This is a genomic window from Pareuzebyella sediminis, from assembly GCF_008367235.1.
GTDB lineage: Bacteria > Bacteroidota > Bacteroidia > Flavobacteriales > Flavobacteriaceae > Pareuzebyella > Pareuzebyella sediminis.
Genome location: NZ_VTZS01000003.1, coordinates 671,873 through 698,456, shown reverse-complemented (window position 1 = coordinate 698,456; position 26,584 = coordinate 671,873). Strand labels below are relative to the sequence as shown.

The following is a 26,584-nucleotide window of genomic DNA, read 5'->3' as shown; positions in this document are numbered from 1 at the left end:
AACGCCAATTCTTCGAGAGTTCTTAACTTTAGCGGAAGTAGGTCCATGGCTACGGAATTTCCCTTCAAAATACCTCGAATTAAAGATCGTTTTGCAGGGCATTTATTTAATCTAAATTTGAAAAATTAGTGAGGAATTATTTTTTAATACTTATCGGTCTTTTTACAGGTTTCATCCATAGTCAAGAAGATGCTGGCGTACCTTTAAACTTAAATCCCACCGATGCATTAATCTATGCACAACCTCGAGATGTTGGCCTCGATGCGGCTTATATAAATCGCAAAGTAGATTCCATCATAACTCAAGGCATTAGGCAAGAAGCATTTCCAGGCGCCCAAGTACTTGTTGCCAAGAACCATCAGATTATCTTTCATAAGGCCTATGGGTTTCATACCTATGACAGTATTCAGGCCGTTGGCCTCAACGATATTTACGATTTGGCATCGGTAACCAAAATAACCGCAGCCTTGCCAGCGGTAATGAAACTGGTCGATGAAGGAAAGCTAGATCTTGATAAACCTTTTAGTACGTATTGGCACCGATGGAAACGTAGAAAGGATAAAAGGGATATTACCCTTCGCGAAATACTGGCACATCAAGCCGGGTTGAAACCTTACATTGTTTTTTTAGATGAAGTCTTCAGAAAAAATGGAAAACTTAAAAAACGGTTTGTGCGTACCTCTCCCGATTCAAGGCATTCCAATCAGGCATTCGATAAACTGTTCATTAAAAATAGATTTAATCGAAAAATGTATCGAATGATCGATCGCTCAGAAGTGTCGGGTAACAAGAAGTATCTATACTCCGGACTTACATTCCTTATTTTTCCAAAATTGGTAGAACAACTCAGTGGGGTCTCCTACGAATACTATTTAGAGAAAAATTTCTATTTGCCTTTGGGGGCTCCCACCATGGGTTTCAAACCCGAAACCAAAGGTTTTACAAATAACATTGTTCCTACGGAGCAAGACACGATTTTTCGACATGCCTTGACCCAAGGTTGGGTGCATGACGAAAATGCGTCACTTCTTGGTGGAGTTTCCGGTAATGCTGGATTGTTCGCCAAGGCAACCGACTTAGCCAAACTAATGCAAATGTATATGCAATATGGCATATACGACGGAAAGCGCTTTCTATCGGAAGAAACGGTAAAAGAATTTGCCCGCGTTCAGTATCCTGACAATGACAACCGGCGTGGTCTTGGTTTCGACAAACCTCTTAAGAACAATTCCGAACTCTCCCTTGAGGAAGCCTATCCCGCTCCAGAGGTAAGTCCCGAAAGTTTTGGCCACAGTGGTTTTACGGGGACTTTCGTATGGGCAGATCCAAAAAACCAATTGGTATATATTTTTCTTTCCAATCGTGTAAATCCGTCACGGGAACATAGAAATTTATACCGGCTGAATATTCGTTCTGCCGTACAACAGGTATTCTATCAAGCTAGTCTGCCGTCGGAATAAGCCTATTCGGTTCTGCTTTTATTGGTATCTTAGCAAAGAATAAAACCAACTCATGGGACTATTAGTTTTCTATGCCGTAATATCTATCTTTTTCTCCTTTCTGTGCTCGGTTCTAGAGGCAGTGTTGCTAAGCATCACCCCGACCTTTATCAACGTGAAGAAAAAAGAAGGGAAGACCTATGCGCTTACCTTGGAAGAACTCAAGAAAGATGTCGACAAGCCGCTTATCGCCATTCTCACATTAAATACAGTTGCCCACACCGTAGGGGCTATTTTAGTCGGGGTACAGGCCAAAGCCGCATATGCTCAGCTTTATGGTACAACCGAACAAACTATATTGGGGGTGAAGTTCACCGAAGACCTCATGGTCGGTGTCGTTTCCACTATCATGACGATATTGATTTTGGTCGCCTCGGAAATAATTCCTAAAACCATCGGTGCCACCTATTGGAAGTCGCTGGCCAATTTTGCCTCTAAGACCCTTAGATTTATGGTTTTGGGGCTCAAGTATACAGGACTCCTATGGTTACTTCAGTTATTTACCAAACTTATTGGGGGGTCGGCCCATGAGGGTAGTGTACTAAGTCGTGAAGATTTTACGGCAATGACCGATATCGCCCATGAAGAAGGAGTCTTTGAAAAATCGGAATCCACAATTATCAAAAACCTGTTGCGTTTTGACGAAGTTCTGGTAAAGGATATTATGACTCCTAGGGCCGTGATGAAAATAGCCTCAGAAAAACAGACCATAGGCGAATTTTTCAAAAACAATCCGAAAATGCGGTTCTCACGTATTCCGGTGCATGGAGAAAAAATGGACCATATCGATGGCTTCGTTCTAAAAGATAATATTTTAGAAGAAATGGTCAATGAGAACGGAAATATACCGCTTGCGGATATTAAGAGGGAGATTTTGGTCACTGAACGTAGTACCCCCATTCCAAAATTGTTTGATACCTTGGTCAATAAGAGGGAGCATGTCGCCTTGGTAGTAGACGAGTATGGTTCGGTCAGTGGTTTGGTTACGATGGAAGATGTGATAGAGACCCTCTTAGGACTCGAAATCATGGATGAAAGCGATAATGTAGCCGATTTACAGGAGCTTGCTCGCAAGAACTGGGAGACCAGAGCCCAGCGTTCGGGAGTGCTTGATAACAGAAACGTCAAAGAATAAATGGAGACCGCCTATATTAAAAGTCCCTTGGGTATAACCCGATTAGAAGGCGACGAAAAGGGATTGTCGTCCATCAGGGTTATGGATGAATTCCATGACCAATTATTGACTCAAACGGTTCCCAAAGTACTAGAAGATGTGGTTTCTCAGCTCAGTGATTACTTTGATGGCACCCGAAAAGGGTTTCAGCTTAAGCTCAACCCTCAAGGCACCGATTTTCAAAAAAAAGTCTGGACCGCGCTACAAGATATTCCTTACGGCAAAACGATTTCCTACCTTGAACTCTCTAAAACCTTAGGGAATGTTAAGGCTATTAGGGCCGTAGCCGCTGCCAACGGTAAGAACCCACTATGGATAGTGATTCCATGCCATCGTGTCGTGGGAAGTGACGGATCGCTCACCGGATATGCCGGAGGACTGTCTCGTAAGAAGTGGTTGCTAGCGCACGAAAGCCCATCTCAACAACAGACTCTTTTTTAATCATATTTCCCAAATTACCTGCAAAAAAGATAACGGACGCTAAACCAATGGTCGATTGTTATTTCTTTTTACTTTTGCGGTACTTTTAAATTTTTTAAAGTTTTCCTCCTCAAATGAAGCAAATTCTTTACCCCTTCTCCTTTCTTTTTTCACTTTTAACCTTATTATTTGTCGCATGTCAAGAAGAATATAAAGAGCCTATTGTTTCCTTAGATCCGTATCGGCTTACCGAAGGTTTCGATCTTCAGGTCGTAGCTTCCGAACCTCTATTGACCGCGCCCGTTGCCATGGATTTTGGTCCTGATGGGCGCATTTGGGTAGCCCAAATGCCAGGATTTATGAATGATCTGGATGGTTCGGGCGAGAGTGAACCCTCCGGATCTATTCGCATTCTGGAAGACCTGGATAATGACGGTACGGCCGACCATGCCAAAGTCTTTTTAGACAGTTTGGTAATGCCCCGTGCCCTTGCCCACGTATACGGCGGACTTCTTTATGCCGAGCCCCCCAACCTTTGGTTCGTTGAAATTGAAAACGACCGCCCCAAGAATCGCGTTCTGGTCGATTCACTCTATGCCCCGGAAGGCAACCCCGAACACCAACCCAATGGACTCTTGCTTCATACCGATAATTGGATCTACAATGCCAATAGTACACATCGGTACCGAAGGAAAGAAGGTAAATGGGTCAAACAGGCCGCACCCGCAAGGGGTCAATGGGGCATTTCACAAGATGATTTTGGGCGTTTGTACTATAATAACAATTCGACACTTCTACTGGGCGATCAGCTACTGCCCCATGTTCTGGTCCGGAATAAATGGTTTATACCAAAAAAAGGGCTTAACGACAGACTAGTACAAAGTCAACGCGTTTATCCCCTACATGCCGCAAGTGTCAACCGAGGGTATTCCCCAAAAACACTCAACGCCGACAGTATATTGCTCGAGGCCACATCTACATGCTCTCCTTTGGTGTATCGTGGTAACGCTTTTCCCGATGGGTATAACGGAAATCTTTTCGTATGTGTTCCCGAAGGTAATCTTATCAAAAGAATAATCTTGACCGAAACCGATGGATTGATGCATGGCGAACAGGCTTGGGAAAACAAAGAATTCCTAGCTGCTACGGATGAAGGATTTCGACCAGTCTATCTCAAAAATGGTTTGGACGGAAGTCTATATGTCGTGGATCTTCATCGGGGAGTGATACAACATCATGCCTTTTTAAGTCCTTACCTCAGAAAACGCGCACGGGAAAAACAATTGGATACCATCGTATCCAAAGGACGTATTTTAAAAATTTCGGCCAAGGGTGCACCTATGGAGAAATACCCGAATTTTCAAAAAGCAGATCCAGAAGTACTTGTTCAGCTTTTGGGGCACGAAAATGGTGCCATACGTACAAAAGCACAATACCAACTGGTATATAAAAAATACTCCGGTATGATCCCTGACCTGGAGCAATTGGCATTACAAACGAAAAACCCCCTCGCTCAAATACATGCTCTCTACACGCTACAAGGAATCGACGGTCTTAGCTTCGAATTACTGACTCAAGCACTTCAAATAGCGCAACCACAGGTAGTGGCCCACACACTTTTACTCATGGAAGGTTACGCCTCTCCGGAAAAAGCACCCATTGCCTTTTCCCTCTACAAAAAATTAGTAAAAAAACAAGACCCGACGATAAATCTTTATATTTTGGCCACGATGGGAACCTGGGCACACGAGAATCCTGAACAATGGTTTTCATTCGCCGATTTATTACTAAAAGACCCTAATGAAAATGTAGTAATGGAAGAAGCCTTTTTAAGCGGGATAGGTCCCTCTTCCAAAAACTTTTATACCCTTCTTTCAGGTAATGCGTCCAACAAGGTTTCCGAGAGAATGCTTCAAGATCTTCGTGGCATCGTTAAAAATCAAGAGAACAATGCACTCAACCCCATCTATGAAGATAAACCACGTCGAGCAGATTCTCGAACCGCTGGCGCAAAATTGTACCGTCAACTCTGCGCGGTTTGCCATGGAATCGATGGACGCGGTACGGAAAATTTGGCTCCTCCCCTTATGGGTTCAAAATACGTAAGAGACCATGAAAAACTTGCCAGGATAATTCTTCATGGCCTTACTGGCCCCATTAAGGTCAATGGAGAATCGTATAATTTTACAGCTGCCATGCCCGGATTTTATGGTAATCAAAGTCTTACCGACCGCGATATTAAAGATATCATGTCCTATGTGGGAAATGCATTTTCAAATAGATCAAAATCCGTTACTCTAGATCGAATCAAAGAGCTGCGCGTAGAAAAAAGTAAAAGTGGTGCGGAATATACCGAGGAAGAACTTTTACAGCTTGGCAGATAATTCAAGATGTGCTGCGAGCATATTTGGGGCGATAGCTTCATATAGGTCATACAATAAATACAGGGAATACATAAACCTAGATCTTTGTCTCAAACGTACAAGTCCTTAACCGTTTAACAGACTATCTAGTATGATTCTGCTCGTATGGGCTATACGCCTTAATCCATGCCATTACTTCATGGAGAAAAAATGTATATTCAGCTAGTAAACCTTAAAATCGATAAATATTTCATAGAGCCTTAACCGACGCCTCGGTCTGTTTACAAGAAATCAACATTTTGATAGGTCATTTACCTTTTAAATCGCCCTGCCCCGGTTCTTTGCAATTTTTCTTTGAATATTTGTTTGTATATTGAGTATTCCAACCCTAATCTTAGCCTTAAATGATTCATAAAATCAATTTAGAACATATTCTATTTCTTGATATTGAAACAGTGCCCGAGCAAGAGAGGTTCGATCAACTTGACGATAGCAAAAAAGAGTTGTGGGAGCAAAAGTCGGCTTACCAGCGCAAAGATGAATATACCGCCGAAGAATTCTATGACAGAGCTGGTATTTGGGCCGAGTTCGGTAAAATTATCTGTATTTCAGTAGGCTATTTTCACCTAAAGGGCGACATCAGGTCTTTTCGTACCACCACCTTTCATGGCGAAGAAGAAAAATTATTGAAATCATTCAAAAATTTATTAGTTGACCATTTCAGCTCATCAAAGCATCTACTTTGCGGCCATAACGCCAAGGAATTTGATTTCCCCTATATCGCAAGACGGATGATTATTAAGGGTATAGAATTACCAAACAAACTGAATCTCTTTGGTAGAAAACCTTGGGAAATCCCTCATTTGGACACGATGGACCTCTGGAAATTCGGTGATTACAAACATTTTACCTCCCTCAAACTATTGGCCAACATCTTAGGAATCCCTTCCCCAAAACATGATATTGACGGAAGTATGGTACGCAACGTATTCTACGATGACGGTGACCTCGACCGTATTATAACGTATTGCGAACTTGATGTAGTGACTACCGCCCAGGTGTTCTTAAAGTTAAGAGGTGAAGCGTTATTGGATGAGAAAGACATCAAGAGCGTATAAAGCCATCCTTTAAAAAGCCAATGTAAACGGATAATCTTGTTTTACTATATTAGCACTCTCAAAAAATAGCTATGAGATATCTGATGCCCTTACTACTTTGTGTTATGTTGGTCTCTTGTGGAGGCGAGAATAATTCGGAAAATACAGAACCCATCGATTACCGCCAACAGAATGATAGTGATATTCAAGCGTATATCAAGACAAATAACATAGAAGCCCAAAAGAGCGATTCTGGGCTTTATTACGCTATAGAAGAAGCTGGGAATGGCACTCGACCCACTACTACGTCTGACGTCACCGTAGCTTACAAAGGTTACTTTTTAAACCAAAAAGTTTTTGATCAGAGTGATGAGAATGGAATCACGTTCAACCTTCAACAAGTCATAAAAGGGTGGACCGAAGGAATTACCTATTTCAATGAAGGCGGAAAAGGGTTGCTATTAATACCGGCACATCTTGGGTACGGCAGTTTCGACTCTTATGGTATTCCCGGCGGATCAGTTTTAATTTTTGAGATCGATCTCATTTCCGTCAATTGAACCTGCTATTTTAAAATAATTTTCTTTTTAGCATCCTTTCTTACGGTGAATGGCCTTTTTATCGGTTAAATTTTAATTGGATGTACACCGGAAAGTGATCGCTATACCCCCCAATATATTTATTCCCTACATACGTACGAAAAGGGTTGCCCTTGAACCTTCCCCTGAATTCCGTCAAAAATCGTTCATCGAATATATTCGCATGTGCAAAGCTATGGGTGCCTTTTTCATAATTGAGAAATGTATGGGAAAACATAATCTGATCGAACAACATCCATGATCTTCTGTAGTTTGCACTGCCCCGGTCTGGTGACAGAAGCTTCTCCATGGGATTGTAGAGACGCTTCGATTGCATTAAGACCCCAATACTTTCCGATGTTGGACCGTCATTGAAATCTCCCATGATTATAAAGTTTGGGTTGGCCTCCGTACGCTCAATTTTTTCCATGAATCCATTGATTGTTTCCGCGGCCTTTATCCTTTTATGGCAGGTTTCATCGTTTCCCTTTCTTCGGGAAGGCCAGTGGTTGACAAATATGTGGACCCTCTCATTGTTCAACGTGCCAACGACGTACAAGATATCTCTGGTCGTGTCTCTTTGTCCGTTCCCTTCGAAAACAAGCAATGTAATTGGTTCGGAATAAATTACTTCGAAATGATCTTTATGGTATATAAGTCCGCAATCAATTCCCCTTTCATCAGGTGAATCATAATGTACATATCCATAATCGACACCTCGTAATGGATCAGCGCGTAACAGGTCTTCCATTACCGTTTTATTCTCTACTTCGGCCACCCCGATAAGAACAGGTGGGCTTGAGGTTTCGTTATTCCCTATTTCGGAAAGCGTCTTCGCAAGTTTGAAAATTTTCTTTTTATACCTTTTGACCGACCATCTTTTAGTACCTTTTGGAGTGAAATCATCATCGAGCGTGTGTGGATCGTCAACGGTATCGTAAAGATTTTCCAGATTATAGAACACGATTGTGTTCAAATGTCTGCCTTTTTTTCGCTTAAAAAAAGAAAAAATCATAGGTATGTGATTGGGGTATTAAATTTACGAAAATAGGTCGATCAGTATTGCTTAAATTTGCATTTTACAATTCTATGTTAGAAAAGAAAACAATTGACCATGAGAGGGCCGTACTTATCGGCGTCATCAATAGAGAGCAGAATGAGGAAAAAGTAACCGAATATCTAGACGAGCTCGAGTTTTTGACGTACACCGCGGGAGGCGAAGTAATCGAGCGCTTTGTACAGCGCATTGATACCCCAAATCCTAAAACGCTTATTGGAAGTGGAAAAATGGAAGAAGTGGCCCACTTTGTAAAGGAACATGACATTGGCTCCGTAATTTTTGATGATGAGTTGACCCCTGCACAGCAACGTAATATCGAGAAGAAACTACGGTGTAAAATAGTCGACCGTACCAGTTTGATTCTTGATATTTTTGCACAACGTGCCCAAACGAGTTATGCACGCACCCAAGTCGAGTTGGCACAATACGAGTACCTTCTTCCAAGATTAACCGGCTTATGGACACACTTGGAGCGCCAACGTGGTGGTATCGGTATGAGAGGTCCAGGTGAGACCGAAATCGAGACCGATAGACGTATTGTTCGTGATCGAATTTCCCTATTAAAAAAGAAATTGGAAAAAATTGATCGCCAGATGGAAACCCAGCGAGGTAATCGTGGATCCTTAGTACGTGTGGCCTTGGTCGGGTATACCAATGTGGGCAAATCGACTCTTATGAACGTGATCAGCAAGAGCGAGGTCTTCGCCGAGAACAAATTGTTCGCTACCTTAGACACCACAGTGCGCAAAGTTGTCATCGGCAATCTCCCCTTTCTATTAAGTGACACGGTCGGTTTTATACGCAAATTACCTACACAATTGGTCGAGAGCTTCAAAAGTACTTTAGACGAAGTTCGTGAGGCAGACCTCCTATTGCATGTAGTCGATATTTCACACCCTCAGTTTGAAGAGCACATAGCTTCGGTAAACCAAATTTTGGCCGAAATAGATTCTGCAGATAAAAATACCATTATGGTCTTCAACAAAATAGACCTATATAGACATGCGGTCATCGATCAAGACGATATAATAACCCAAAAAACCGAAAGGCATTTCACCATCGATGAATGGAAAAATACATGGATGGATCGACTGGGCGACAACGTTTTATTCATTTCTGCCCTTAATAAGGAAAACTTTGACGAGTTCCGCAAAAAGGTTTATAATGAGGTCAGGGATATTCATGTCACTCGTTTCCCTTACAATAATTTCCTATACCCCGAACATCTTGATCAATATTAATGCCTAGGAGCCGACAGTTCATCGGAGAAAATGGACCTCTTGTATTTTTTACAACAAATTTGTTTTACTTCACAACAATAGTTACTACATATTTCAAAGTAAGCGTAGTTTTACCCTGTGATCAAATGATAGTCTTGACCCAAACCAGATTATAAACTTGACCTACTTTTAAAAGATAATGTGAAAATCGATAGTAAACGACCGATTGTAAAAGTAACTCAAATCGAACCAAACCTACTTCATGAAAAAACCCTCCATTTTGTGGAGGGTTTTTTCATCTTACAGATTAAGAAATACCTTTTAGGCTATTTCACCACAAAAAAAGGGTACTTCACAACAAATATTTACCGAATTGGGTATTGCCTGTTACATTCGTTTTGTATTTGAAATTTAGTGTTAGTCCCAAATAACAACTACTTAACCTAAAGGTTTGATTTTTATTGACTGCAACCAAACTTAACGTACACCTACTTAAAAAAAAAACGCCCCAAAATTTGGGGCGTTTCTTTTATTACCGATTACAAGTTTTTAAAAGGCATAATTAAGCCCGAATAAATAATAGCTCTGTAATTTGTTATCGAGGTTTTCAAAAGTAGGCGTTGGAGTAGGTATCGGAGTTTGTGCCAGCGCAGCGGCCAATGCCTCTTGCTTATTGTTTCGAAGACCAAACTCAAAACCGACACCTATATTCTTCCACAAGGTGTAACCAAAGGAGTTGACCCATGTCCAGTTTGAATAATCTCCACTTTTATAACTCTGAAAGGTGGAAAAATTTGTCTTAAAGTTAACGCTCCCCAAAAACTTTTTGGTATAATCGACAACGATTTTAGCCCCCGCTGAAGATTCATAGACATTATCTCCACTACTGAAAACAAAATTGTAGTTCAAAGGGTGAATTACAACAACCATGTCCGCAATTGGGGTCCATGTTGCCCCGACCCCGAAATCGAGATAGCCTGGATCGTTAAAATTATTAATGATGGACGTTCTGTATTCCCCTAATGCCGAAATAGCAAAGTTCTTGGACAATTTGTACCCGTAAAGGGAGGAAATATTAAATACATCAGTAGTTCCTTCAAAACCCTCCCTATCGGTAGGATCATTCTTGTTGTCTAATTTCACCCATTGAAGATTGATATTTCCCGAATTTCTCCAGAAAAATTTTTCCCTGTCCAAATTAGCAAAGCCATTTACCGTTACTCCGATATTACCCGAAGAATTATCTGGCACCCCTTGAGAGTACCAATTATTGAATTTCGATAAGTTTAGTCCAATGGTTCCAAAAGCTCCTTTTTTCCAGCCTGGAAAGGCATCAATTTTACCTTGTAGTGCGTCTACTCTGCCTTTTATGGCCTTAATAGAATCTTTTTTAGCCGCTTGTTCTGCCTTTAATTCGTCAAGAGTTTGTGCCGAACCCATCGAAAATGCCAGCATGGCAAATAATGTAAATACTAGTTTTTGCATGGTTATAGTGTTTATAATTGAGGCTCAAAAGTAAGAATTGCCAACAAAAATATTCACTACCCGAGATTATTTTTTTTGAAGAGCGGTACGGAAGAGCAAGCCTCTCCGTACATTAAGGACTTAACCACAGGTTGCAATCGTTCAATTGCCAATAAATACGCATTGGGAGGAACCGGCTTTTTACTACATCCTTTTATGATTACCGGTTTATCCTTGAATTCAGAAACATCCAAATTCTCCAAGATAGATTGGTAGAGAAGTGCCTCCATTTCTTCCAATGAACCTTGTATCACTTTTTTGGCATAAGGTTGTAATTTAGTTGCCAGTAGCATAAAGGCCCAACCAGGAACGATAGCATCGGTAGCACAGTATAAAGCCACATAGTGGTCTTGGAATTTCGACCAATCATAAGCGGCTACCATTGCCCTAAATTCTTTTTCCCTAAGAATAAGACCGTCATATAACCATCCTGAAATATCGATCGCTATACGTTCTCCCTTGGGATAATAATCCTCAAGATTGAAAGTTATGAGTTTGCTTTGGGCAACCCGATTCAAAATCGGTTTTTCGTTATTATCTGACATATTTAGAAAATTTGTCGGGTAGGCCAATATCCATAAATTTATGGATAGACTTTTTAAGTTTAAATCCGTACTAAAGGAAAGGAATTAAACACTTCGAGGAGGCGATATATTTATAGCAGACCGAGTTCCAATTTTGCCTCCTCACTCATCAAATCTTGGGTCCAGGGAGGGTCAAAAGTAATTTCTACTTCAGCATCCTTCACTAGATCCAAAGACTTTACCTTCTCCTCTACTTCGACAGGAAGCGTCTCCGCCACGGGACAGTTGGGCGAGGTCAAGGTCATTAAAATCCTTACCTCATTATCTTCGTTGACCAATACATCGTAGATGAGGCCCAACTCATAAATGTCGACGGGTATTTCCGGATCATATATCGTTTTTAGAACTTTTACAATTTTCTCGCCAAGTTCTCTAGTGTCTATTGTTGATGTTTCTTCGCTCATTTTAATAATTTTGGTAATTAGTACAGGGTTTCTTGGATAAGACAATGAAGTTTTCTGAACTGAAACTAGCTCAGTTGCGTCTGATAAGCAACGGCATACAATTTCATTTGTTTTATCATACTTAGCAGCCCATTGGCCCTTGTCGGGGATAGGTGCTCCTTCAAACCGATCTCATCGATAAAACCAGTATCGGCGGCGATAATATCTTGTGGCTTTTGATTGCTGAATGCCCTGATCAATATAGCAATGATGCCCTTCGTAATGATGGCATCACTATCTGCAGTAAAAACCAGCTTATCTTCATCGAGTTCGGCATGCACCCATACTTTGCTTTGACAGCCCTTGATTATATTATCTTCGGTTTTATATTTTTCGTCAATTAATGGAAGTGATTTGCCGAGTTCGATCATATACTCGTATCGCTGCATCCAATCATCGAACATAGAGAACTCATCTATAATTTCCTGCTGTATTTCCTTTATGCCCATGTTTACTTACCCTTTACTACAAAAATACAATAAGTTAAGCTGCTATTCAACGGATTCTAGCAAAAGCATCTTTCGATTTGCCCATAATTCATTTTTATAACGAGCGGAAGGATTTTTTTATTGAAGCATGTCTTTGGCCCGCCGAACCCCTTCTACCAAAGTGTCAATTTCGGTTTTCATATTATAAAAAGCGAAACTTGCCCTAACGGTTCCAGGAATCCCATAAAAATCCATAATAGGTTGGGCGCAATGGTGACCAGTTCTCACGGCAATCCCCAATTTATCAAGAATGGTACCGATATCATATGGATGCAGACCTTCTATGTTGAATGAAATTACCGAAGTTTTATGCTTAGCTGTACCATAAATTTTAAGCCCTTCGATACCCAATAGTTTTTGGGTGGCATAATGAAGTAGCTCATTTTCATACGTTGCAATATCATCAAATCCAATAGAATTCATATAATCAAGTGCCGCCCCAAAAGCAATGCCTCCACAGATATTCGGGGTGCCCGCTTCAAATTTATGGGGTAAATCGGCATACGTTGTCTTTTCAAAAGTGACCTCGGCTATCATTTCACCTCCACCTTGGTAAGGGGGTAATTCGTTAAGCCACTGTTCTTTTCCATAAAGTATGCCTATCCCCGTCGGACCACACATTTTATGGGCCGATACGGTGTAAAAATCAACATCAAGTGCTTGAAGGTCGGCCTTAATATGAGGAGCAGCCTGAGCCCCATCAATTAGTACCTTCGCTTCCACCTGATGTGCTTTCTTGATGATTTCCTCAATGGGGTTGATGGTTCCCAAGGCATTGGAAACGTGATTACAAAAAACAAGCTTCGTACGTTCCGATAGCAGCTTTTCATATTCGTCCATAATCAATACCCCATCCGTATTCATTGGGATCACCTTAAGAATCGCTCCGGTACGCGCAGCTAACATCTGCCACGGCACAATATTCGAGTGGTGCTCCATTGCAGAAACCAAAATCTCATCGCCCCTTTTTAGAATTGATGAATATCCATTAGCGACTAGGTTAATGCCATGTGTCGTTCCCGAAGTAAATATGATTTCCTTGGATTGGGCAGCGTTGAAATGAACTTTTATTTTTTCTCTTGCCTGTTCATATTTGTCGGTAGCCTCCTGCGATAACGTATGTACACCTCTATGAATATTGGCATTGTACCCAGAATAGTAGTGCACGATTGCATCAATGACTTGTTTCGGGGTCTGGGAGGTAGCTGCATTATCAAAATATACCAATGGCCTGCCATTCACTTTACGGCCCAGAATCGGAAAATCAGCCCTTATTGTATTGACGTCGAACATGTTTATTCAATTGAAATGTAAAGATACCTACTGTATTCTAATTCTACGAGGATATATTCTTTAATACGCCCTGTTTGAAGACGGAAGCTTTAGAAATCAATCGAAAATATAATTGATCGAAAGCTGCAGGGAAACATTATAGTTTTGAAGGTTATCTTCACGCCCGTTCAGGCGATTCCGTAGCCCCAAATAAAATCTTGGCGTCATCGAAATATTTGTGCCGAATTTGATATCGATACCGGCCGCGACTCCATAATCTAGAAGAAATTTTCCCGAGGTCGAAGCTTTGCTTTTCGCATTGATGCCATCGGGTTCGTCTAAACTTTTGATTTTGGTGACTTGGTTAAGCAGAAAAGCAAACTGAGGACCAAAATGAACCGAATAACGCTCATTAAGAGCGAATGTGCCCAGCACTGGAATTGCCAAATAGTTGAGCTGAACATTTGTTCGAAAATCGTTTCCGGCAGGGAGAGGAGCTTCACTTTCAATCGAAAAAAGGTCGGAACTGTACTGAAAGCCTTGGGAAACATATAATAATTCTGGCTGTAAGGTGAAACCTTCGGAGAACTCGAACTGGAGGAAAATACCTGCATGACCGGACAACCTAAATTTTACGCCATCGGTCAAATCACCCACTACAGAAGAATAGTTTGCCCCTGCTTTGGCCCCGTAATGCACGTCCTGAGACTGTAAGGGCACGAAATAAAAACAAGTGAGAAGCAAGAACCATTTTAATTTTACCATGTCTAAAACTAGGACAATTTTCCAAAACGGCCAGAAGTACTTCACGGAGCGTTTCAAAGTAAATGCACAAAGGGTCATCGCTTTTATGAAAACCTAGCCTTCGAATGGCATAGAACTAAAGTCTCAAAAACGAAAACTTACCCCAAACTTTAAAAGACTGATATTTTCCTTATAGACATAATCTATAGTCTGTCCCTCATGGGTCATCGAATTTTTTGATTTCAGGTGCGTAATACCGTACTGTGCTTTTAGAAAAAGCTTATTCGACATATCGAACGCTAGTCCGGCATTAGCATTCAAACCCCCGATGGTCTCTCCATAGTCAAAATTGTTTTCGCCATCATAACTTCCAGAAACATCTTCGCTTTACAAAGAATACCCTATACCGAGAAATGGATGTAATCTATGTATGTTTATCTCTCCCAAGATATGGGGTTGTACAAAAAATAACGTTCCGTCAGGCCCTAGGTTCGAACGCCCAGATCGGTTACGAAAAAGCCCACTGTTCAATCCTGCCCCTAACTTCACCAATCCGGTCTATAAAGCTATATTTGATTCCTATATCAATGACCCCATTGTAGTCCCTGAAAGAATTTTCGTCCCCTAGAAGTACTGGATAATTGGCCTCGATAGCCCATTTATGGTCTTGCGCCCAAGAAGAAAGTACCCTTATTAAAAATAAGGTACTGCATACAAATCTTTTCACCCGATACCTTCTGAAAAATACCGATCTGTTTATTCGTTGGAAAAAAGTTTTTTTAATATATCGACGCAAAATTTACCATGCGTTGACGGCCCCTACATTTCTTCTTGGTGGCCAGCTATCTTAGAGATTGAAACCAAGGTTAACCCCTAATTTTTTGGCTATAAGTTTATTGATACGAGTCTTCAATTCAGGAATGCGGACACTTTCCAACACATTGTTGGCAAAGGCGTACATCAACAAAGCTCTTGCTTCCCTCTTTGGAATACCCCTTGATTGAAGATAGAACAAGGCCTCTTCATCTAACTGCCCAATGGTACAGCCATGAGAGCATTTCACATCATCGGCGAATATTTCCAATTGTGGCTTGGAATTGATAGTTGCCTTATCGCTTATCAATATATTATTGTTTTGCTGAAAGGCATCGGTCTTTTGAGCAATTTTGTCAACAATAATCTTTCCGTTGAAGACACCGGTCGAGTTCTCGCCATAAATTCCTTTATAGTCTTGATGACTTTCGCAATTCGGCTGCTTGTGATGCACTAAAGTATGATGATCGACATGCTGCTTTTCCCCTAAAATGGTCACGCCCTTCATCGTGGAGTCGATACGCTCCCCATTTTGATAGAAATTAAGATTGTTACGGATCAACTTCCCGCCAAAACTGAATGTATGTATTTTGACTACACTTCTGCTTTTTTGGTCTATATAAGTGTTGTCTATTAATGAAGCTTTACTATTATCATTTTGAATCTTATAGTAGTCTACAATGGCATTCTCCGCCGCAAATATTTCCGTAACTGAATTGGAGAGCACATCATTGGAAGTTAAGCTTTGATGGCGCTCGATTACCTGTAATTCCGCATTTTCTTCGGCAATGATCAGATTTCGAGGCTGTAGAAGCAAAGATGCCTCGTTACCCGTAGCAAAATGAATAATTTCAATGGGTTTTTTAGGTATCTTGTTCTTTGGTATATAGATGTAAGCCCCTTCCCGGCTAAAAGCGGTATTCAGCGAGGTCAACGACTCGTCGCTAGAAGCGACTTTATTAAAATATACATCAATGACGGGTTTGTACATGGGCTTGGTCAAAGCAGAACTCATCAAACAGATATCCACACCATCATGAGTAGTTTCCGAAAGGTAAGAACTATAGATTCCATCGATGAAAACAATTTTATACGTATCTATTTCGTGTAAGAAATACCGCTTGACATCCCTATATTCCAATGCGTTTTCTTCCTTAGGGAAAATGCTAAAATCAATTTTCTCAAGGCCTTTCAACGATGTGTATTTCCAAGCTTCTTCTTTTTTTGAGGGAAAGCCCTTCATCTCGAAATTCTTCATGGCCTCGGTGCGTACATCGTGCACCGGGTGCTCGATATCCACATTGTTCTCAAACGCCATGAAAGATGATATTAGTTTATCTTTTAAATCCATTTCTTTTTTCATTTGGTAAGGCAGCCTTACATCAGAAGTTTAATATAATTTCTAATGCTAATTAAACTGCCGCCTCGTGTTTCAACCAGTCATATCCCTTCTCTTCTAGCTCTAGGGCAAGTTCTTTACCCCCTGATTTTACGATTTTACCATCATGTAATACGTGTACAAAATCGGGCACGATATATTCTAGCAGACGCTGATAGTGGGTAATCACAATAGTCGCCCTATCTCCGCTTCGTAATTTATTCACTCCATTGGCCACAATTCTCAGGGCATCGATATCGAGACCTGAATCGGTCTCATCTAAAATGGCCAATTTCGGTTCCATCATTGCCATTTGAAATATTTCGTTCCGCTTTTTCTCTCCACCGGAAAACCCTTCGTTCAATGAACGCGACAAAAATTTTCTATCAATATCCAACAGTTCCGATTTCTCGCGAATCATCTTTAACATTTCATTGGCCGGCATATCTTCCATCCCTCTGGCCTTTCTAGACTCATTGATTGCGGTTTTCATGAAATTGGTTACAGAAACGCCAGGAATTTCAACAGGATATTGAAACGATAGAAAGATGCCTTTATGGGCACGTTCTTCGGGAGCGGTATCTTCAAGGTCTTCCCCGTTCAATTCGATAGAACCCTTGGTCACGTCAAACTCTTCCTTTCCGGCGATTACCTCGGCCAACGTACTTTTACCTGATCCGTTCGGCCCCATAATGGCATGTACCTCTCCGGGGTTTACCTCTAAATTGATACCTTTTAATATTTCCTTGCCCTCTACACTTGCATGTAAGTCCTTTATTTTTAGCATTGTGTTTTTGTTTACCTAATTTTTAATCATTTACTTGAGCCAACTCCTAGCCTACCGAACCTTCAAGACTAATTTCCAAAAGTTTTTGAGCCTCGACAGCAAATTCCATGGGTAGTTTATTCAACACTTCTTTACTAAAGCCGTTTACGATCAGCGCAATGGCCTTTTCAGTATCGATACCCCTCTGGTTACAGTAAAAAATCTGATCTTCCCCAATTTTGCTTGTAGTGGCTTCGTGCTCTATTTGAGCCGTTTTGTTCTTCGCCTCAATGTAGGGAAACGTATGTGCCCCACATTCGTTGCCCATTAATAGGGAATCACATTGTGAAAAGTTACGTGCATTCTCGGCCCTACTGTTTATTTGTACCAGCCCCCGATAGCTATTTTGCGATTTTCCGGCGGAAATTCCTTTAGAAATAATTGTACTTCTGGTGTTTTTCCCTAAGTGTATCATTTTAGTTCCCGTATCGGCTTGCTGAAAATTATTGGTCACCGCTATAGAATAAAATTCCCCGATGGAATTATCGCCTTTCAATATGCAAGAGGGGTATTTCCAAGTTACCGCAGAACCGGTTTCTACTTGCGTCCACGATATCTTCGCATTTTTTTCACAAATTCCCCGCTTAGTTACAAAATTAAAGACTCCCCCTTTACCATCCTTACCCCCTGGAAACCAATTTTGTACCGTTGAGTATTTTATTTCGGCGTCATCTAAGGCTATTAATTCAACAACTGCGGCATGTAGTTGGTTCTCATCACGAGAGGGAGCGGTACAACCCTCTAGATAACTCACATAACTGCCCTCTTCAGCAATGACCAGTGTTCTTTCAAACTGCCCTGTTCCGGCCTGGTTAATCCTAAAATAAGTAGAAAGTTCCATAGGGCAGCGTACGCCTTTTGGTATATAACAGAAAGAGCCATCTGAAAACACGGCCGAATTAAGTGCTGCGTAAAAATTATCCCTTTTGGGTACCACGGAGCCGATATACTTTTTTACCAGCTCAGGATGTTCTTGAATGGCCTCCGAAATCGAACAAAATATAATACCTTTTTCTGCCAAGGTCTTTTTGAAAGTAGTAGTGACGGAAACCGAATCCATTACAATGTCGACCGCCACACCAGCCAATTTTTTTTGCTCGTCTACTGAAATTCCCAGTTTTTTAAACGTTTCGAGCAGCTCTGGGTCGACCTCATCCAAGCTGTCGTACTTTGGCTTGCTGTTCGGTGCAGAATAGTATGAAATGTTCTGAAAATCCGGCTTTTTATAGGTAACGTTAGCCCATTCGGGTTCTTCCATTTCCTTCCAATATTTAAAAGCCTCCAACCTCCAAAGTGTCATCCATTCAGGCTCATTCTTCTTTTTGGATATCGCGATTACGATTTCTTCGTTCAAGCCTTTAGGAAATGTGTCGGATTCAATATCGGTATAGAAGCCGTACTCATACTCTTTGGTCTCGAGCTCCTTTTTTAGTTCTTCTTCAGTATATGCCATAAATCTTAGTTAATATATTTAAAGACGGGTGCCTTCAAATGCCAGGTTTATAATGAGAAGCTTTCTCCACAACCGCAGGTTCGCTGTGCATTGGGATTATTAAAGACAAAACCCTTTCCGTTTAGACCACCCGAATATTCCAAGGTCGTGCCGACCAGGTATAAAAAACTCTTTTTATCTACGATGATGCGCACGTCATTATCTTCAAAAACCTTATCAGTCTCTCCTACTTTATCGTCAAATTTAAGCTCGTAAGACAATCCACTGCATCCGCCACTCTTTACACCCACTCGTATAAAGTCTTTGCTAGCATCATAACCCTCTTCGGTCATGAGGAGGACGACCCTTTTTTTAGCTGTGTCAGAAACTTGTATCATTGTTTAATATCATTCTAAATAGGTTACAAATATACGGTTTTAGTAGGGTTTAACCACAGATCATAACATTATTATAACGAATGTCGAAATAGGTTAATTCTATAGATAAAAGTCTAACGTGCGTCTGTAAAAAAGAAGATAGGATAAGGGTTATTTTATTTTAATAACCACCACGTCTGACTTGCCCTTGAAGTCAATATCCGGAAAATCAGGACTGGAGGTCTCACCCACACAAAATATATGTCCTTGCGGGGTTTCTACCACATCAAAACCAAAATCGATTCCAGTACCTCCGAAGGATTTTTGCCACATCATAGTTCCCTGAGCATCAGTCTTTATTATCCAGATGTCATTTTCCCCAACATTGGACGCCAGATCAATATCGTTGCTCTTTGAATTTCCCACAACTATATATCCACCGTCATTGCTGAGGGCTACGCCCTGGGCATCCTCAAATTCCGTGCCTCCAAAGGTTTTTTCCCAAATCAAATGACCTTGATCGTCTATCTTAATCAACCACACGTCGGAAGCGCCCTTATTCATAGAAACATCACTATCGTTACTAAAGGTATTCCCTGCAATGACATAACCTCCATCGGCGCTCTTGACTATATCTTGGGCAATTTCTATTCCGGTTCCCCCGAAGGAACGTTCCCATACCAAATTTCCTTTGCTATCGACTTTGACCACCCAAAAATCATAGCTTCCCTGAGTATCGCTAACATCGAAATCGTCACTTTCCGAAAACCCCGCCAGTACAAAGCCCCCATCATCCGATTGCACTACGGCATGTGCCCTGTCATTATTGGTTCCCCCGTAATACCCACGCCATTGAAGGTTACCCTCTGCGTCAATTTTCGTACCCCAAAACTCACCGACCCCATGTGCGGTCAACCCATTCGTTTTTTCGGTATTTCCATCCGCTCGAGCCGATGTTATATCCAAAAATCCAACAAAAAAGAAACCATCATCATCGGTTTGCAAAATATCATAGGAGTGATCGTGACCCGAAAAGCCAAAGCTCTTTTCCCATTCGATGGTGCCTTGGGCATCGAGTTTCAAGACCCAATTATCATGAAAGCCCTCATTATTGCTGCCATCTCCGTCGCTACTCATGGCATAACCCGTTAAAGCAAAACCTCCATCGGCAGTCTGAACCAAACTTTGACCTCTATCATCCTTACTTCCACCATAGGTCTTACTCCATTGTACCATACCCCCGCCATCCAACTTTAATAACCAGTAATCATTAACTTCATCGGTCTTATGTGACAAGTGTCCATCAACGCTGTTGGAGTACCCCAAAATAGCAAAGCCACCATCGTTGGTATGTATTACGGAATGTGCCGTATCTTCGCCAGAACCCCCATAATTTCTCACCCATGCCACTTCCCCCGAAAAATCGTCGGAGACCTCGTCATTGAGCCCTGCCAACTCCTTGTCATTTGAACAAGACAATAGCAGCATAATGGCCAGTAAACAAACAACTTCTTTCATTTTGAAAGCTTATGTATATATTGTTTCAATTCGACTTTTTTATGACAAAAAGTCCAGCGCTTATATCGCTTACTACGACCTTACCGCTTGTAAAATAAGGGTACACACTCCAAACTCCATCAAACCTGACATCATCGCTGATCGGAAACGTATCGAAAAAACCTGCTTCTACGATTTGTTTTTCTTCAATTTTTGACAGATCCAATATCCTTACCCCTGCGGTATAATTTGCTAGAAAAAAGTCATTCCCCTGAACATAGCCGTTGTGATCAATGGCACTAGTAGGGCCTAAGTAAGTGTCGTGCAATGTTGGGCTATCCAAATCGGAAAAATCAAAAACCAATGTACGTGACTTAAAACCTTGTCTCACCTCGTCGAGCTCATCTCCTAACAAGAAGAACCGATGGTCTTCGGTAAACCATCCTTGGTGCGTGTATTCAATGTTTGGATATAGCACTGTGGCTATCTCTACCGGATTACTTTTATCGGTAACATCAACAACTACAATTTGACTTTCATTGGCGCCAACATAAATCTCCTTGCCGTTATAAGACGGATCTGGGCCTCTATAGGTTATTACCTGTGCATCGTGGGAATATCCTTTTTCTCCATAACCCCCGGCCCCGATGGGGTTTTTAGGGTCTTGGATATTTACAAAATGAACTCCTCCATTAAACGCATCATCCCTGGCCGTGCCTACGACATAAGCAAACCCACTTTCCGCATTGATTACAATATTATGGGCGTTTCCAAAACCGGTGTAGCGGGCATCAGATTCGAATTTTTCAGGGGGGGTTTGAACATTTCGCAATTTGGTCAAATCAAAAACCTGCATACCGTGTTCTTCTGCCTCAGACACAATAAATGCGTGGTCGTTGTAGACCTTGATGTCTCGCCAATCGCTATTAACCGTTGCCGTCGGCAACTTTCCAAGATAAATCAAGTTTTCGGTGTCCGTAATATCAACGAAGGCGGTACCATTATCGAGACCTATCAAGGCATATTCCTTACCCGTTGAAGTGTCCTTCCATCCCCAACTATCGTTGCCGGCATCAGCATCAAAATCCGATAATGAAATATGGCCTAAAAGGTCGTATCCATTACAAGGATATATCCCAGCCATACCATTTTCACAGGGGGCAATACCCTGGGGGTTGTTATCATCGTTCGGATCTTCGTCTTGTATCGCTGCCGTATCATCAGAAGAGCAAGCGAACAACAACAAAGAAAAGCTGATAAAAAAACCTATTTTATTCATGGTACCGCCCATAGTTTTCGTTTCATTAAGCGCCTATTTGATTTTACTTAAGTCTTGCAAATTACCTCAATAATCATACCTAAACAACTATCACCTGCCTTTATAAAACATACGCAAAATACGTAGACACTAGATTACTTTGAAAAAAATACCTTTACTTTTGCCATATGTTAGAAGATAAAAATCAAGAACGTACTTCACTGGAAGCGTTGGGCGAATTCGGCCTTATCGATCATTTGACCAAAAATTTCGCGCTCGTGCACCAGTCGACTATAAAAGGTATCGGTGATGACGCTGCCGTACTCTCCTTTACCGACAAAAATACAGTTGTTACCACTGACCTTCTAGTCGAAGGGGTACATTTCGACCTGAGCTATATGCCTCTTAAACATTTGGGCTATAAGGCAGTAATGGTAAATTTATCCGACATCTATGCCATGAATGCCTCAGCCACTCAAATCACTGTTTCCATTGCAGTGTCGAACCGATTTCCCCTAGAGGCCCTTGAAGAACTATATGCAGGTATACAATTGGCCACAAAGCTTTATAAGGTAGACCTTATTGGAGGGGATACTACGTCTTCGAATACAGGACTATTGATTAGTATAACGGCCATCGGTGAAGTTAGAGATAAACAAATAACCTATCGTAAAGGAGCCCAAAAGAACGACCTTTTAGTGATTAGTGGGGATATAGGCGGGGCCTACATGGGACTCCAAGTTCTAGAGCGTGAAAAAGAGGTTTTTAAGGTCAACCCAAACAACCAGCCCGATCTCTCGCCCTATTCCTATATTGTGGAGCGGCAATTGAAACCCGAAGCCCGAAAAGATATAGTAGAACTTTTGGAAAAACTGAAAGTGGTGCCTACATCAATGATCGATATTAGTGACGGACTTTCTTCCGAGATTTTGCATTTATGTAAAAATAGCGAGGTCGGTTGTGACCTACATGAAAATAAGATTCCTCTAGACCCTACCGTAATAGCGGCTTGCGAAGAGTTTAACTTAGATAGCACCCTAATCGCATTAAGCGGGGGTGAAGACTATGAGCTATTGTTTACGATCGATCAAAAAGACTTTGATAAAATAAAGGGGAACCCCAATTTAACCATTATTGGACACATGACCGATAAGCGTGAAGGGACACATTTAGTGTCTCGAAGTAATGCTAAAATTCCATTGACCGCCCAAGGATGGAATTCACTCAATACATCCAATTAGTACCGTTATTCCGATGCCTATGCCAAGAAGGGTCTTATCGTTCGTTATGCCAATTCTAATTGGGATTTCGGTTTATACCTGTGCTTCGGTTCCGAAGCTTTCGAATCAAACAGAAGAGGCCATAAAGAGCGTTATCAAAGAGCCCATTCCAGATATGGTGACCGGAAAGACCGGTTTGGCCTCTTCTGAAAACTGGAATGTCTGGTACGAAAGTATACTACCGGATAGCAATCCAAAAGGGACCATTATCCTCATCATGGGAGCTGCAAACGACGCCCTGAGTTGGCCTCCTGATTTTTTATCCAAATTTCGAGATGCCGGTTATCGGGTCATACGATATGACCATCGTGGAACGGGACTTACAACGCAAAAAGACGGGGCAAAAGACAAAACCCCTTACACATTGGGCGATATGTCAAAAGATCCCATTGCCATTCTCGATACCTTACATATTCAAAGGGCCCATGTAGTGGGCGTATCCATGGGAGGAATGATTGCACAAAAAGCCGTAATGAAGTACCCTGATCGATTTGAAAGTTTAACCTCAATAATGTCCTCAGGAAATATTTTTGATACGATGTTACCCCCTATGAATCAAGATATATTGCCCAAAATGATTTCGGCGGTAATAAAGCATGGAATGCTCGGGGGCAAAAAGGGGAAAATAAAATTACAGTTCGTCCACAAAAAAATATTGATGGGTGATGCCACAGGGAAAATCGAAGCCAAGCCCCTAGCACAATCGGCATTATACAATCTTGAAAAACGAGATGGTTATCATTTTATAGCTGGCAAGAAGCACCAAAAGGCCATTGAAGCATCAGGGTCTCGTTACGATGGTCTTGCGAGACTCAATATACCGGTACTCATTATTCATGGAGAGAAAGATCCAGTAATACCTATTGAACATGGAAAAAAAATGGCTTCACTAATTGCAACCTCAGACACCCTCTGGTTAGAAAATATGGGACATGACCTTCCTGATATACTCATGGATACTATATGCCATAAGATTTTGAAAACTATTGAAAAAGCCTCTTTGTCTACCGGTAAATAACTGTTCTAATGTAAGCCCTTATTAAGATCAACACATTAGAAATTCATAATCCGAACCATTATTCCAGAATGGGGAACCTAGGGGTGTTGGGGAGACTTTTTTACCCTTTTTTCTTTTCAAGCCATCATTTTCAACCTTCGTATTAGCATTGTGAGTAAGTGGCGGTTACTAAAAAATTCGTTTCTATGATAGTTGAGAAAATGGGAATAAGTGAATTGGCACATGAACCCATAAAATTAAAAACTTGTCTTTGACAACTTGCAAAATATCTTTGAACAAAGTCGAGTGGTTTGAATTGGAAATACCTAAAAATATAAAAATTCCCGAAAAAAAGAGCAGACCTAACTTTACTGTTGTGGGGCAAACGACAGTGGAGAACGAGGTTGCTACTTAATTTTCGGGAATAAGTTAAAATCCTAATTCAAAGAGTATGGACTAGGATTCAGGTGCCAAAGCATAATTAGGCGGCATGCTCTGCTGCCCGATGTCTTCTTTGATAAATATTTTCTAATGTTTTGTTGATGTCTTGCAGCTCCGGTGTCAAAATCGAGAGGTTTCCACTAACGTCTGTAGTCACTTCTTTTCCGCAGTGTATACATTTATATTCCTTGATGTGGAGGGTAACTTTTTTCGACACGGCATAGTGATGGCCAAACAGGCTGCAAAAAAATCTTTTCATGGTTGTAGGTTTAAAACGCTTTGGTCGGTTTTGGGAAACCGCTTACTGCAATAATTGAAAATTTGGATTGGTTTAAATTGTGTTTTTGAACACTTTCATTATACGAACGCACTTAGATATCTTTTATTGAGCATAAAGCACTTATCGAGGTCTTTTTTCGATGAACTGCATTTTTTTCGACCAACGGTATGCTTTCAAAGTTGCTCAGAGGACTTGCCATGCTACGATTTTGGGTATCTTAGTCCGTGAGCTATTGATAAAAGAATACATTTTTGAAGAACATCAAAGAAACCTTGGTAACTGCTTTTGCCCTATTCTCGTTGTTTTTCGGCGCAGGTAACCTGATTCTACCACCACAGTTGGGCTTTAAGGCAGGTGATCTTTGGTGGGTGGTGGCGTTAGGGTTTTGTCTTTCGGCGGTAGTCATACCCTTACTGGGTATTCTTGCCCATGCACAACAGCAGGGTACTATTTATGATTTTGGGAAAAAAGTCTCCCCGGTATTTAGTTTAGTCTATTGTTGTATTGTGTATGCCATTTCCATAGGTCTGCCCTCACCTCGAACCGCATCGGTCACCCATGAGATGGCTATCGCCCCTTTTTTTGATACTCCTTCGTTTTTAACCAGTATGGTTTACTTTTCTTTGGTATTTATATTTGTTTTAAATAGATCCAAGCTTTTAGATATCCTAGGCAAAATTTTGACCCCCGCCATAATTCTTATTCTGGCTATCATAATGGGTGTTGTCTTGTTTTCCGTGGATGCCGATCTTGGCGCAACCACTTTTTCCAATCCATTTACAACAGGAATTCTTGAAGGCTACCAAACCTTTGACGCCATCGGTGCGGTAGTGGTAGGAGCTGTTATCATTGTTTCGATCAATCAGAAGAAGAGCCAAGCTGGCTATACCGAAAAAAAGTTGCTCATTAGACGAGCTGGAGGCCTGGCCGGGCTTTCCCTTTTTCTTATTTACTCAGGCCTTATTTTTTCCGGGGCTACCATGGTCCCCTATTTCGATCCCGAAATTACACGTACAAATCTCTTGACGGGGATAAGCATAAAGACCTTGGGAAATAACGCCCATCTTTTTTTAAGCCTATTGGTCGGTCTTGCTTGCTTTACGACGGCCGTGGGTATCGTTACGGGAACGGCTGATTTTGTTAGGTCCCGTTGTAAAGATTCAAGAAAAGCATATATTCTTACTGCAGTTGTCGGTTGTATTCTGGGTATTGTCATGGGGCAGTTCGATGTGGCCTATATCATAATAGTGGCACTCCCTGCCCTTATGATTATTTACCCTATTACTATTGTACTGATTATTTTAAATGTCTTACCTCGAAAATTGGCCCCTCCTCTTGTGTTTAAAGCCGTCACGGTTTCTACAGTTATCTTTAGTGTCCCTGATTTCTTGGGAAGTATGGGACTGAACAGCTTTGTTGATGAATTATATGGCTATATTCCACTTAGTCAATTTAGTATGGGGTGGGTAGTGCCGGGCGCTCTGGTTTTTCTGATTATTAACATCTGGTTGAAATTCAAGGAAAGTCCCTTCACCTAAA

Annotated in this window: 25 protein-coding genes; 10 read left to right on the top strand and 15 right to left on the bottom strand. The window is 41.3% G+C overall.

The annotated features are described in order from the left end of the window. Positions 1-128: 128 nt before the first annotated feature. The 6 genes from F2B13_RS13535 (at position 129) to F2B13_RS13510 (ending at position 7,113) form a co-directional block, all read left to right on the top strand. Positions 129-1,460 (top strand): serine hydrolase domain-containing protein, encoded by a 1,332-nt coding sequence (locus F2B13_RS13535; protein WP_149273964.1) that lies wholly within the window; start codon positions 129-131, stop codon positions 1,458-1,460. A 52-nt stretch (positions 1,461-1,512) separates the two neighbouring features. Then, positions 1,513-2,634, top strand: a complete 1,122-nt coding sequence (locus tag F2B13_RS13530) for a CNNM domain-containing protein (protein ID WP_149273962.1) — start codon at positions 1,513-1,515, stop codon at positions 2,632-2,634. Beyond that, positions 2,635-3,114: a methylated-DNA--[protein]-cysteine S-methyltransferase gene (locus F2B13_RS13525; RefSeq protein WP_149273959.1), complete on the top strand. Its 480-nt coding sequence runs from the start codon at positions 2,635-2,637 to the stop codon at positions 3,112-3,114. A gap of 113 nt (positions 3,115-3,227) precedes the next feature. Beyond that, positions 3,228-5,477 (top strand): DUF7133 domain-containing protein, encoded by a 2,250-nt coding sequence (locus tag F2B13_RS13520; RefSeq protein ID WP_149273957.1) that lies wholly within the window; start codon positions 3,228-3,230, stop codon positions 5,475-5,477. A 383-nt stretch (positions 5,478-5,860) separates the two neighbouring features. Next, positions 5,861-6,574 (top strand): 3'-5' exonuclease, encoded by a 714-nt coding sequence (locus F2B13_RS13515; RefSeq protein WP_149273955.1) that lies wholly within the window; start codon positions 5,861-5,863, stop codon positions 6,572-6,574. A gap of 71 nt (positions 6,575-6,645) precedes the next feature. Continuing rightward, positions 6,646-7,113: an FKBP-type peptidyl-prolyl cis-trans isomerase gene (locus tag F2B13_RS13510; RefSeq protein ID WP_149273953.1), complete on the top strand. Its 468-nt coding sequence runs from the start codon at positions 6,646-6,648 to the stop codon at positions 7,111-7,113. Positions 7,114-7,171: 58 nt separating this feature from the next. Here F2B13_RS13510 and F2B13_RS13505 read toward each other — a convergent pair whose 3' ends face one another. Then, positions 7,172-8,146 carry an endonuclease/exonuclease/phosphatase family protein gene (locus F2B13_RS13505; protein WP_149273951.1) on the bottom strand — a complete coding sequence of 325 codons (975 nt, stop codon included), beginning with the start codon at positions 8,144-8,146 and terminating at the stop codon, positions 7,172-7,174. A 74-nt stretch (positions 8,147-8,220) separates the two neighbouring features. Between F2B13_RS13505 and hflX the strand changes: the two genes are divergently transcribed. Beyond that, on the top strand, positions 8,221-9,432 hold the full coding sequence (hflX, locus tag F2B13_RS13500; protein WP_149304424.1) for a GTPase HflX: 1,212 nt from the start codon (positions 8,221-8,223) through the stop codon (positions 9,430-9,432). A 528-nt stretch (positions 9,433-9,960) separates the two neighbouring features. Here the strand turns inward: hflX and F2B13_RS13495 are convergent. From F2B13_RS13495 to F2B13_RS13435, 13 genes are all read right to left on the bottom strand, one after another. Then, entirely contained in the window at positions 9,961-10,896 is a 936-nt protein-coding gene (locus tag F2B13_RS13495) for a DUF3078 domain-containing protein (protein WP_149273947.1), read from the bottom strand. 56 nt (positions 10,897-10,952) lie between these two features. Beyond that, the gene (locus F2B13_RS13490) at positions 10,953-11,480 is read right to left on the bottom strand and encodes a DUF2480 family protein (protein WP_149273945.1); all 528 of its coding nucleotides are present in this window, start codon (positions 11,478-11,480) and stop codon (positions 10,953-10,955) included. Positions 11,481-11,590: 110 nt separating this feature from the next. Beyond that, positions 11,591-11,923, bottom strand: a complete 333-nt coding sequence (locus F2B13_RS13485; RefSeq protein WP_149273943.1) for a DUF59 domain-containing protein — start codon at positions 11,921-11,923, stop codon at positions 11,591-11,593. A gap of 65 nt (positions 11,924-11,988) precedes the next feature. Further along, on the bottom strand, positions 11,989-12,411 hold the full coding sequence (locus tag F2B13_RS13480; RefSeq protein ID WP_149304423.1) for a SufE family protein: 423 nt from the start codon (positions 12,409-12,411) through the stop codon (positions 11,989-11,991). Between the two features lie 117 nt (positions 12,412-12,528). Continuing rightward, positions 12,529-13,743 carry an aminotransferase class V-fold PLP-dependent enzyme gene (locus F2B13_RS13475; RefSeq protein WP_149304422.1) on the bottom strand — a complete coding sequence of 405 codons (1,215 nt, stop codon included), beginning with the start codon at positions 13,741-13,743 and terminating at the stop codon, positions 12,529-12,531. A 96-nt stretch (positions 13,744-13,839) separates the two neighbouring features. Beyond that, on the bottom strand, positions 13,840-14,487 hold the full coding sequence (locus tag F2B13_RS13470) for a porin family protein (RefSeq protein WP_198440129.1): 648 nt from the start codon (positions 14,485-14,487) through the stop codon (positions 13,840-13,842). Between the two features lie 487 nt (positions 14,488-14,974). Next, positions 14,975-15,193, bottom strand: coding sequence for a hypothetical protein (locus tag F2B13_RS13465; protein ID WP_149304420.1), 219 nt, complete (start codon positions 15,191-15,193; stop codon positions 14,975-14,977). A 120-nt stretch (positions 15,194-15,313) separates the two neighbouring features. After that, positions 15,314-16,630 (bottom strand): Fe-S cluster assembly protein SufD, encoded by a 1,317-nt coding sequence (sufD, locus tag F2B13_RS13460; RefSeq protein WP_149273933.1) that lies wholly within the window; start codon positions 16,628-16,630, stop codon positions 15,314-15,316. 61 nt (positions 16,631-16,691) lie between these two features. Beyond that, the gene (gene sufC / locus F2B13_RS13455; RefSeq protein ID WP_149304419.1) at positions 16,692-17,444 is read right to left on the bottom strand and encodes a Fe-S cluster assembly ATPase SufC; all 753 of its coding nucleotides are present in this window, start codon (positions 17,442-17,444) and stop codon (positions 16,692-16,694) included. Between the two features lie 46 nt (positions 17,445-17,490). Continuing rightward, the gene (sufB, locus tag F2B13_RS13450; RefSeq protein WP_149273928.1) at positions 17,491-18,936 is read right to left on the bottom strand and encodes a Fe-S cluster assembly protein SufB; all 1,446 of its coding nucleotides are present in this window, start codon (positions 18,934-18,936) and stop codon (positions 17,491-17,493) included. A gap of 47 nt (positions 18,937-18,983) precedes the next feature. Beyond that, on the bottom strand, positions 18,984-19,313 hold the full coding sequence (locus tag F2B13_RS13445; RefSeq protein WP_149273926.1) for a HesB/IscA family protein: 330 nt from the start codon (positions 19,311-19,313) through the stop codon (positions 18,984-18,986). Positions 19,314-19,463: 150 nt separating this feature from the next. Next, positions 19,464-20,810, bottom strand: coding sequence for a hypothetical protein (locus tag F2B13_RS13440; RefSeq protein ID WP_149273924.1), 1,347 nt, complete (start codon positions 20,808-20,810; stop codon positions 19,464-19,466). Positions 20,811-20,835: 25 nt separating this feature from the next. Then, the gene (locus tag F2B13_RS13435; RefSeq protein WP_232622894.1) at positions 20,836-22,080 is read right to left on the bottom strand and encodes a choice-of-anchor B family protein; all 1,245 of its coding nucleotides are present in this window, start codon (positions 22,078-22,080) and stop codon (positions 20,836-20,838) included. Positions 22,081-22,235: 155 nt separating this feature from the next. Between F2B13_RS13435 and thiL the strand changes: the two genes are divergently transcribed. Both thiL and F2B13_RS13425 read left to right on the top strand, forming a co-directional pair. Next, a complete protein-coding gene (gene thiL, locus F2B13_RS13430; protein WP_149273921.1) occupies positions 22,236-23,288 on the top strand; it encodes a thiamine-phosphate kinase in 1,053 nt (350 codons plus the stop codon). A gap of 46 nt (positions 23,289-23,334) precedes the next feature. After that, a complete protein-coding gene (locus F2B13_RS13425) occupies positions 23,335-24,345 on the top strand; it encodes an alpha/beta fold hydrolase (RefSeq protein ID WP_198439699.1) in 1,011 nt (336 codons plus the stop codon). Between the two features lie 460 nt (positions 24,346-24,805). Here the strand turns inward: F2B13_RS13425 and F2B13_RS13420 are convergent, their stop codons facing one another. Beyond that, positions 24,806-25,024 carry a hypothetical protein gene (locus F2B13_RS13420; RefSeq protein ID WP_149273917.1) on the bottom strand — a complete coding sequence of 73 codons (219 nt, stop codon included), beginning with the start codon at positions 25,022-25,024 and terminating at the stop codon, positions 24,806-24,808. 272 nt (positions 25,025-25,296) lie between these two features. Here F2B13_RS13420 and brnQ point away from each other — a divergent pair, with 272 nt between their 5' ends. Then, the gene (brnQ, locus tag F2B13_RS13415; protein ID WP_149273915.1) at positions 25,297-26,583 is read left to right on the top strand and encodes a branched-chain amino acid transport system II carrier protein; all 1,287 of its coding nucleotides are present in this window, start codon (positions 25,297-25,299) and stop codon (positions 26,581-26,583) included. Position 26,584 lies beyond the last annotated feature (1 nt).

Coding starts and splice junctions, on each gene's coding strand:
- F2B13_RS13530 (WP_149273962.1), top strand. CDS start 1,513: ATGGGACTATTAGTTTTCTATGCCGTAATATCTATCTTTTTCTCCTTT.
- F2B13_RS13525 (WP_149273959.1), top strand. CDS start 2,635: ATGGAGACCGCCTATATTAAAAGTCCCTTGGGTATAACCCGATTAGAA.
- F2B13_RS13520 (WP_149273957.1), top strand. CDS start 3,228: ATGAAGCAAATTCTTTACCCCTTCTCCTTTCTTTTTTCACTTTTAACC.
- F2B13_RS13515 (WP_149273955.1), top strand. CDS start 5,861: ATGATTCATAAAATCAATTTAGAACATATTCTATTTCTTGATATTGAA.
- F2B13_RS13510 (WP_149273953.1), top strand. CDS start 6,646: ATGAGATATCTGATGCCCTTACTACTTTGTGTTATGTTGGTCTCTTGT.
- F2B13_RS13505 (WP_149273951.1), bottom strand. CDS start 8,146: ATGATTTTTTCTTTTTTTAAGCGAAAAAAAGGCAGACATTTGAACACA.
- hflX (WP_149304424.1), top strand. CDS start 8,221: ATGTTAGAAAAGAAAACAATTGACCATGAGAGGGCCGTACTTATCGGC.
- F2B13_RS13495 (WP_149273947.1), bottom strand. CDS start 10,896: ATGCAAAAACTAGTATTTACATTATTTGCCATGCTGGCATTTTCGATG.
- F2B13_RS13490 (WP_149273945.1), bottom strand. CDS start 11,480: ATGTCAGATAATAACGAAAAACCGATTTTGAATCGGGTTGCCCAAAGC.
- F2B13_RS13485 (WP_149273943.1), bottom strand. CDS start 11,923: ATGAGCGAAGAAACATCAACAATAGACACTAGAGAACTTGGCGAGAAA.
- F2B13_RS13480 (WP_149304423.1), bottom strand. CDS start 12,411: ATGGGCATAAAGGAAATACAGCAGGAAATTATAGATGAGTTCTCTATG.
- F2B13_RS13475 (WP_149304422.1), bottom strand. CDS start 13,743: ATGTTCGACGTCAATACAATAAGGGCTGATTTTCCGATTCTGGGCCGT.
- F2B13_RS13470 (WP_198440129.1), bottom strand. CDS start 14,487: ATGGTAAAATTAAAATGGTTCTTGCTTCTCACTTGTTTTTATTTCGTG.
- sufD (WP_149273933.1), bottom strand. CDS start 16,630: ATGGATTTAAAAGATAAACTAATATCATCTTTCATGGCGTTTGAGAAC.
- sufC (WP_149304419.1), bottom strand. CDS start 17,444: ATGCTAAAAATAAAGGACTTACATGCAAGTGTAGAGGGCAAGGAAATA.
- sufB (WP_149273928.1), bottom strand. CDS start 18,936: ATGGCATATACTGAAGAAGAACTAAAAAAGGAGCTCGAGACCAAAGAG.
- F2B13_RS13445 (WP_149273926.1), bottom strand. CDS start 19,313: ATGATACAAGTTTCTGACACAGCTAAAAAAAGGGTCGTCCTCCTCATG.
- F2B13_RS13440 (WP_149273924.1), bottom strand. CDS start 20,810: ATGAAAGAAGTTGTTTGTTTACTGGCCATTATGCTGCTATTGTCTTGT.
- F2B13_RS13435 (WP_232622894.1), bottom strand. CDS start 22,080: ATGGGCGGTACCATGAATAAAATAGGTTTTTTTATCAGCTTTTCTTTG.
- thiL (WP_149273921.1), top strand. CDS start 22,236: ATGTTAGAAGATAAAAATCAAGAACGTACTTCACTGGAAGCGTTGGGC.
- F2B13_RS13425 (WP_198439699.1), top strand. CDS start 23,335: ATGCCAATTCTAATTGGGATTTCGGTTTATACCTGTGCTTCGGTTCCG.
- F2B13_RS13420 (WP_149273917.1), bottom strand. CDS start 25,024: ATGAAAAGATTTTTTTGCAGCCTGTTTGGCCATCACTATGCCGTGTCG.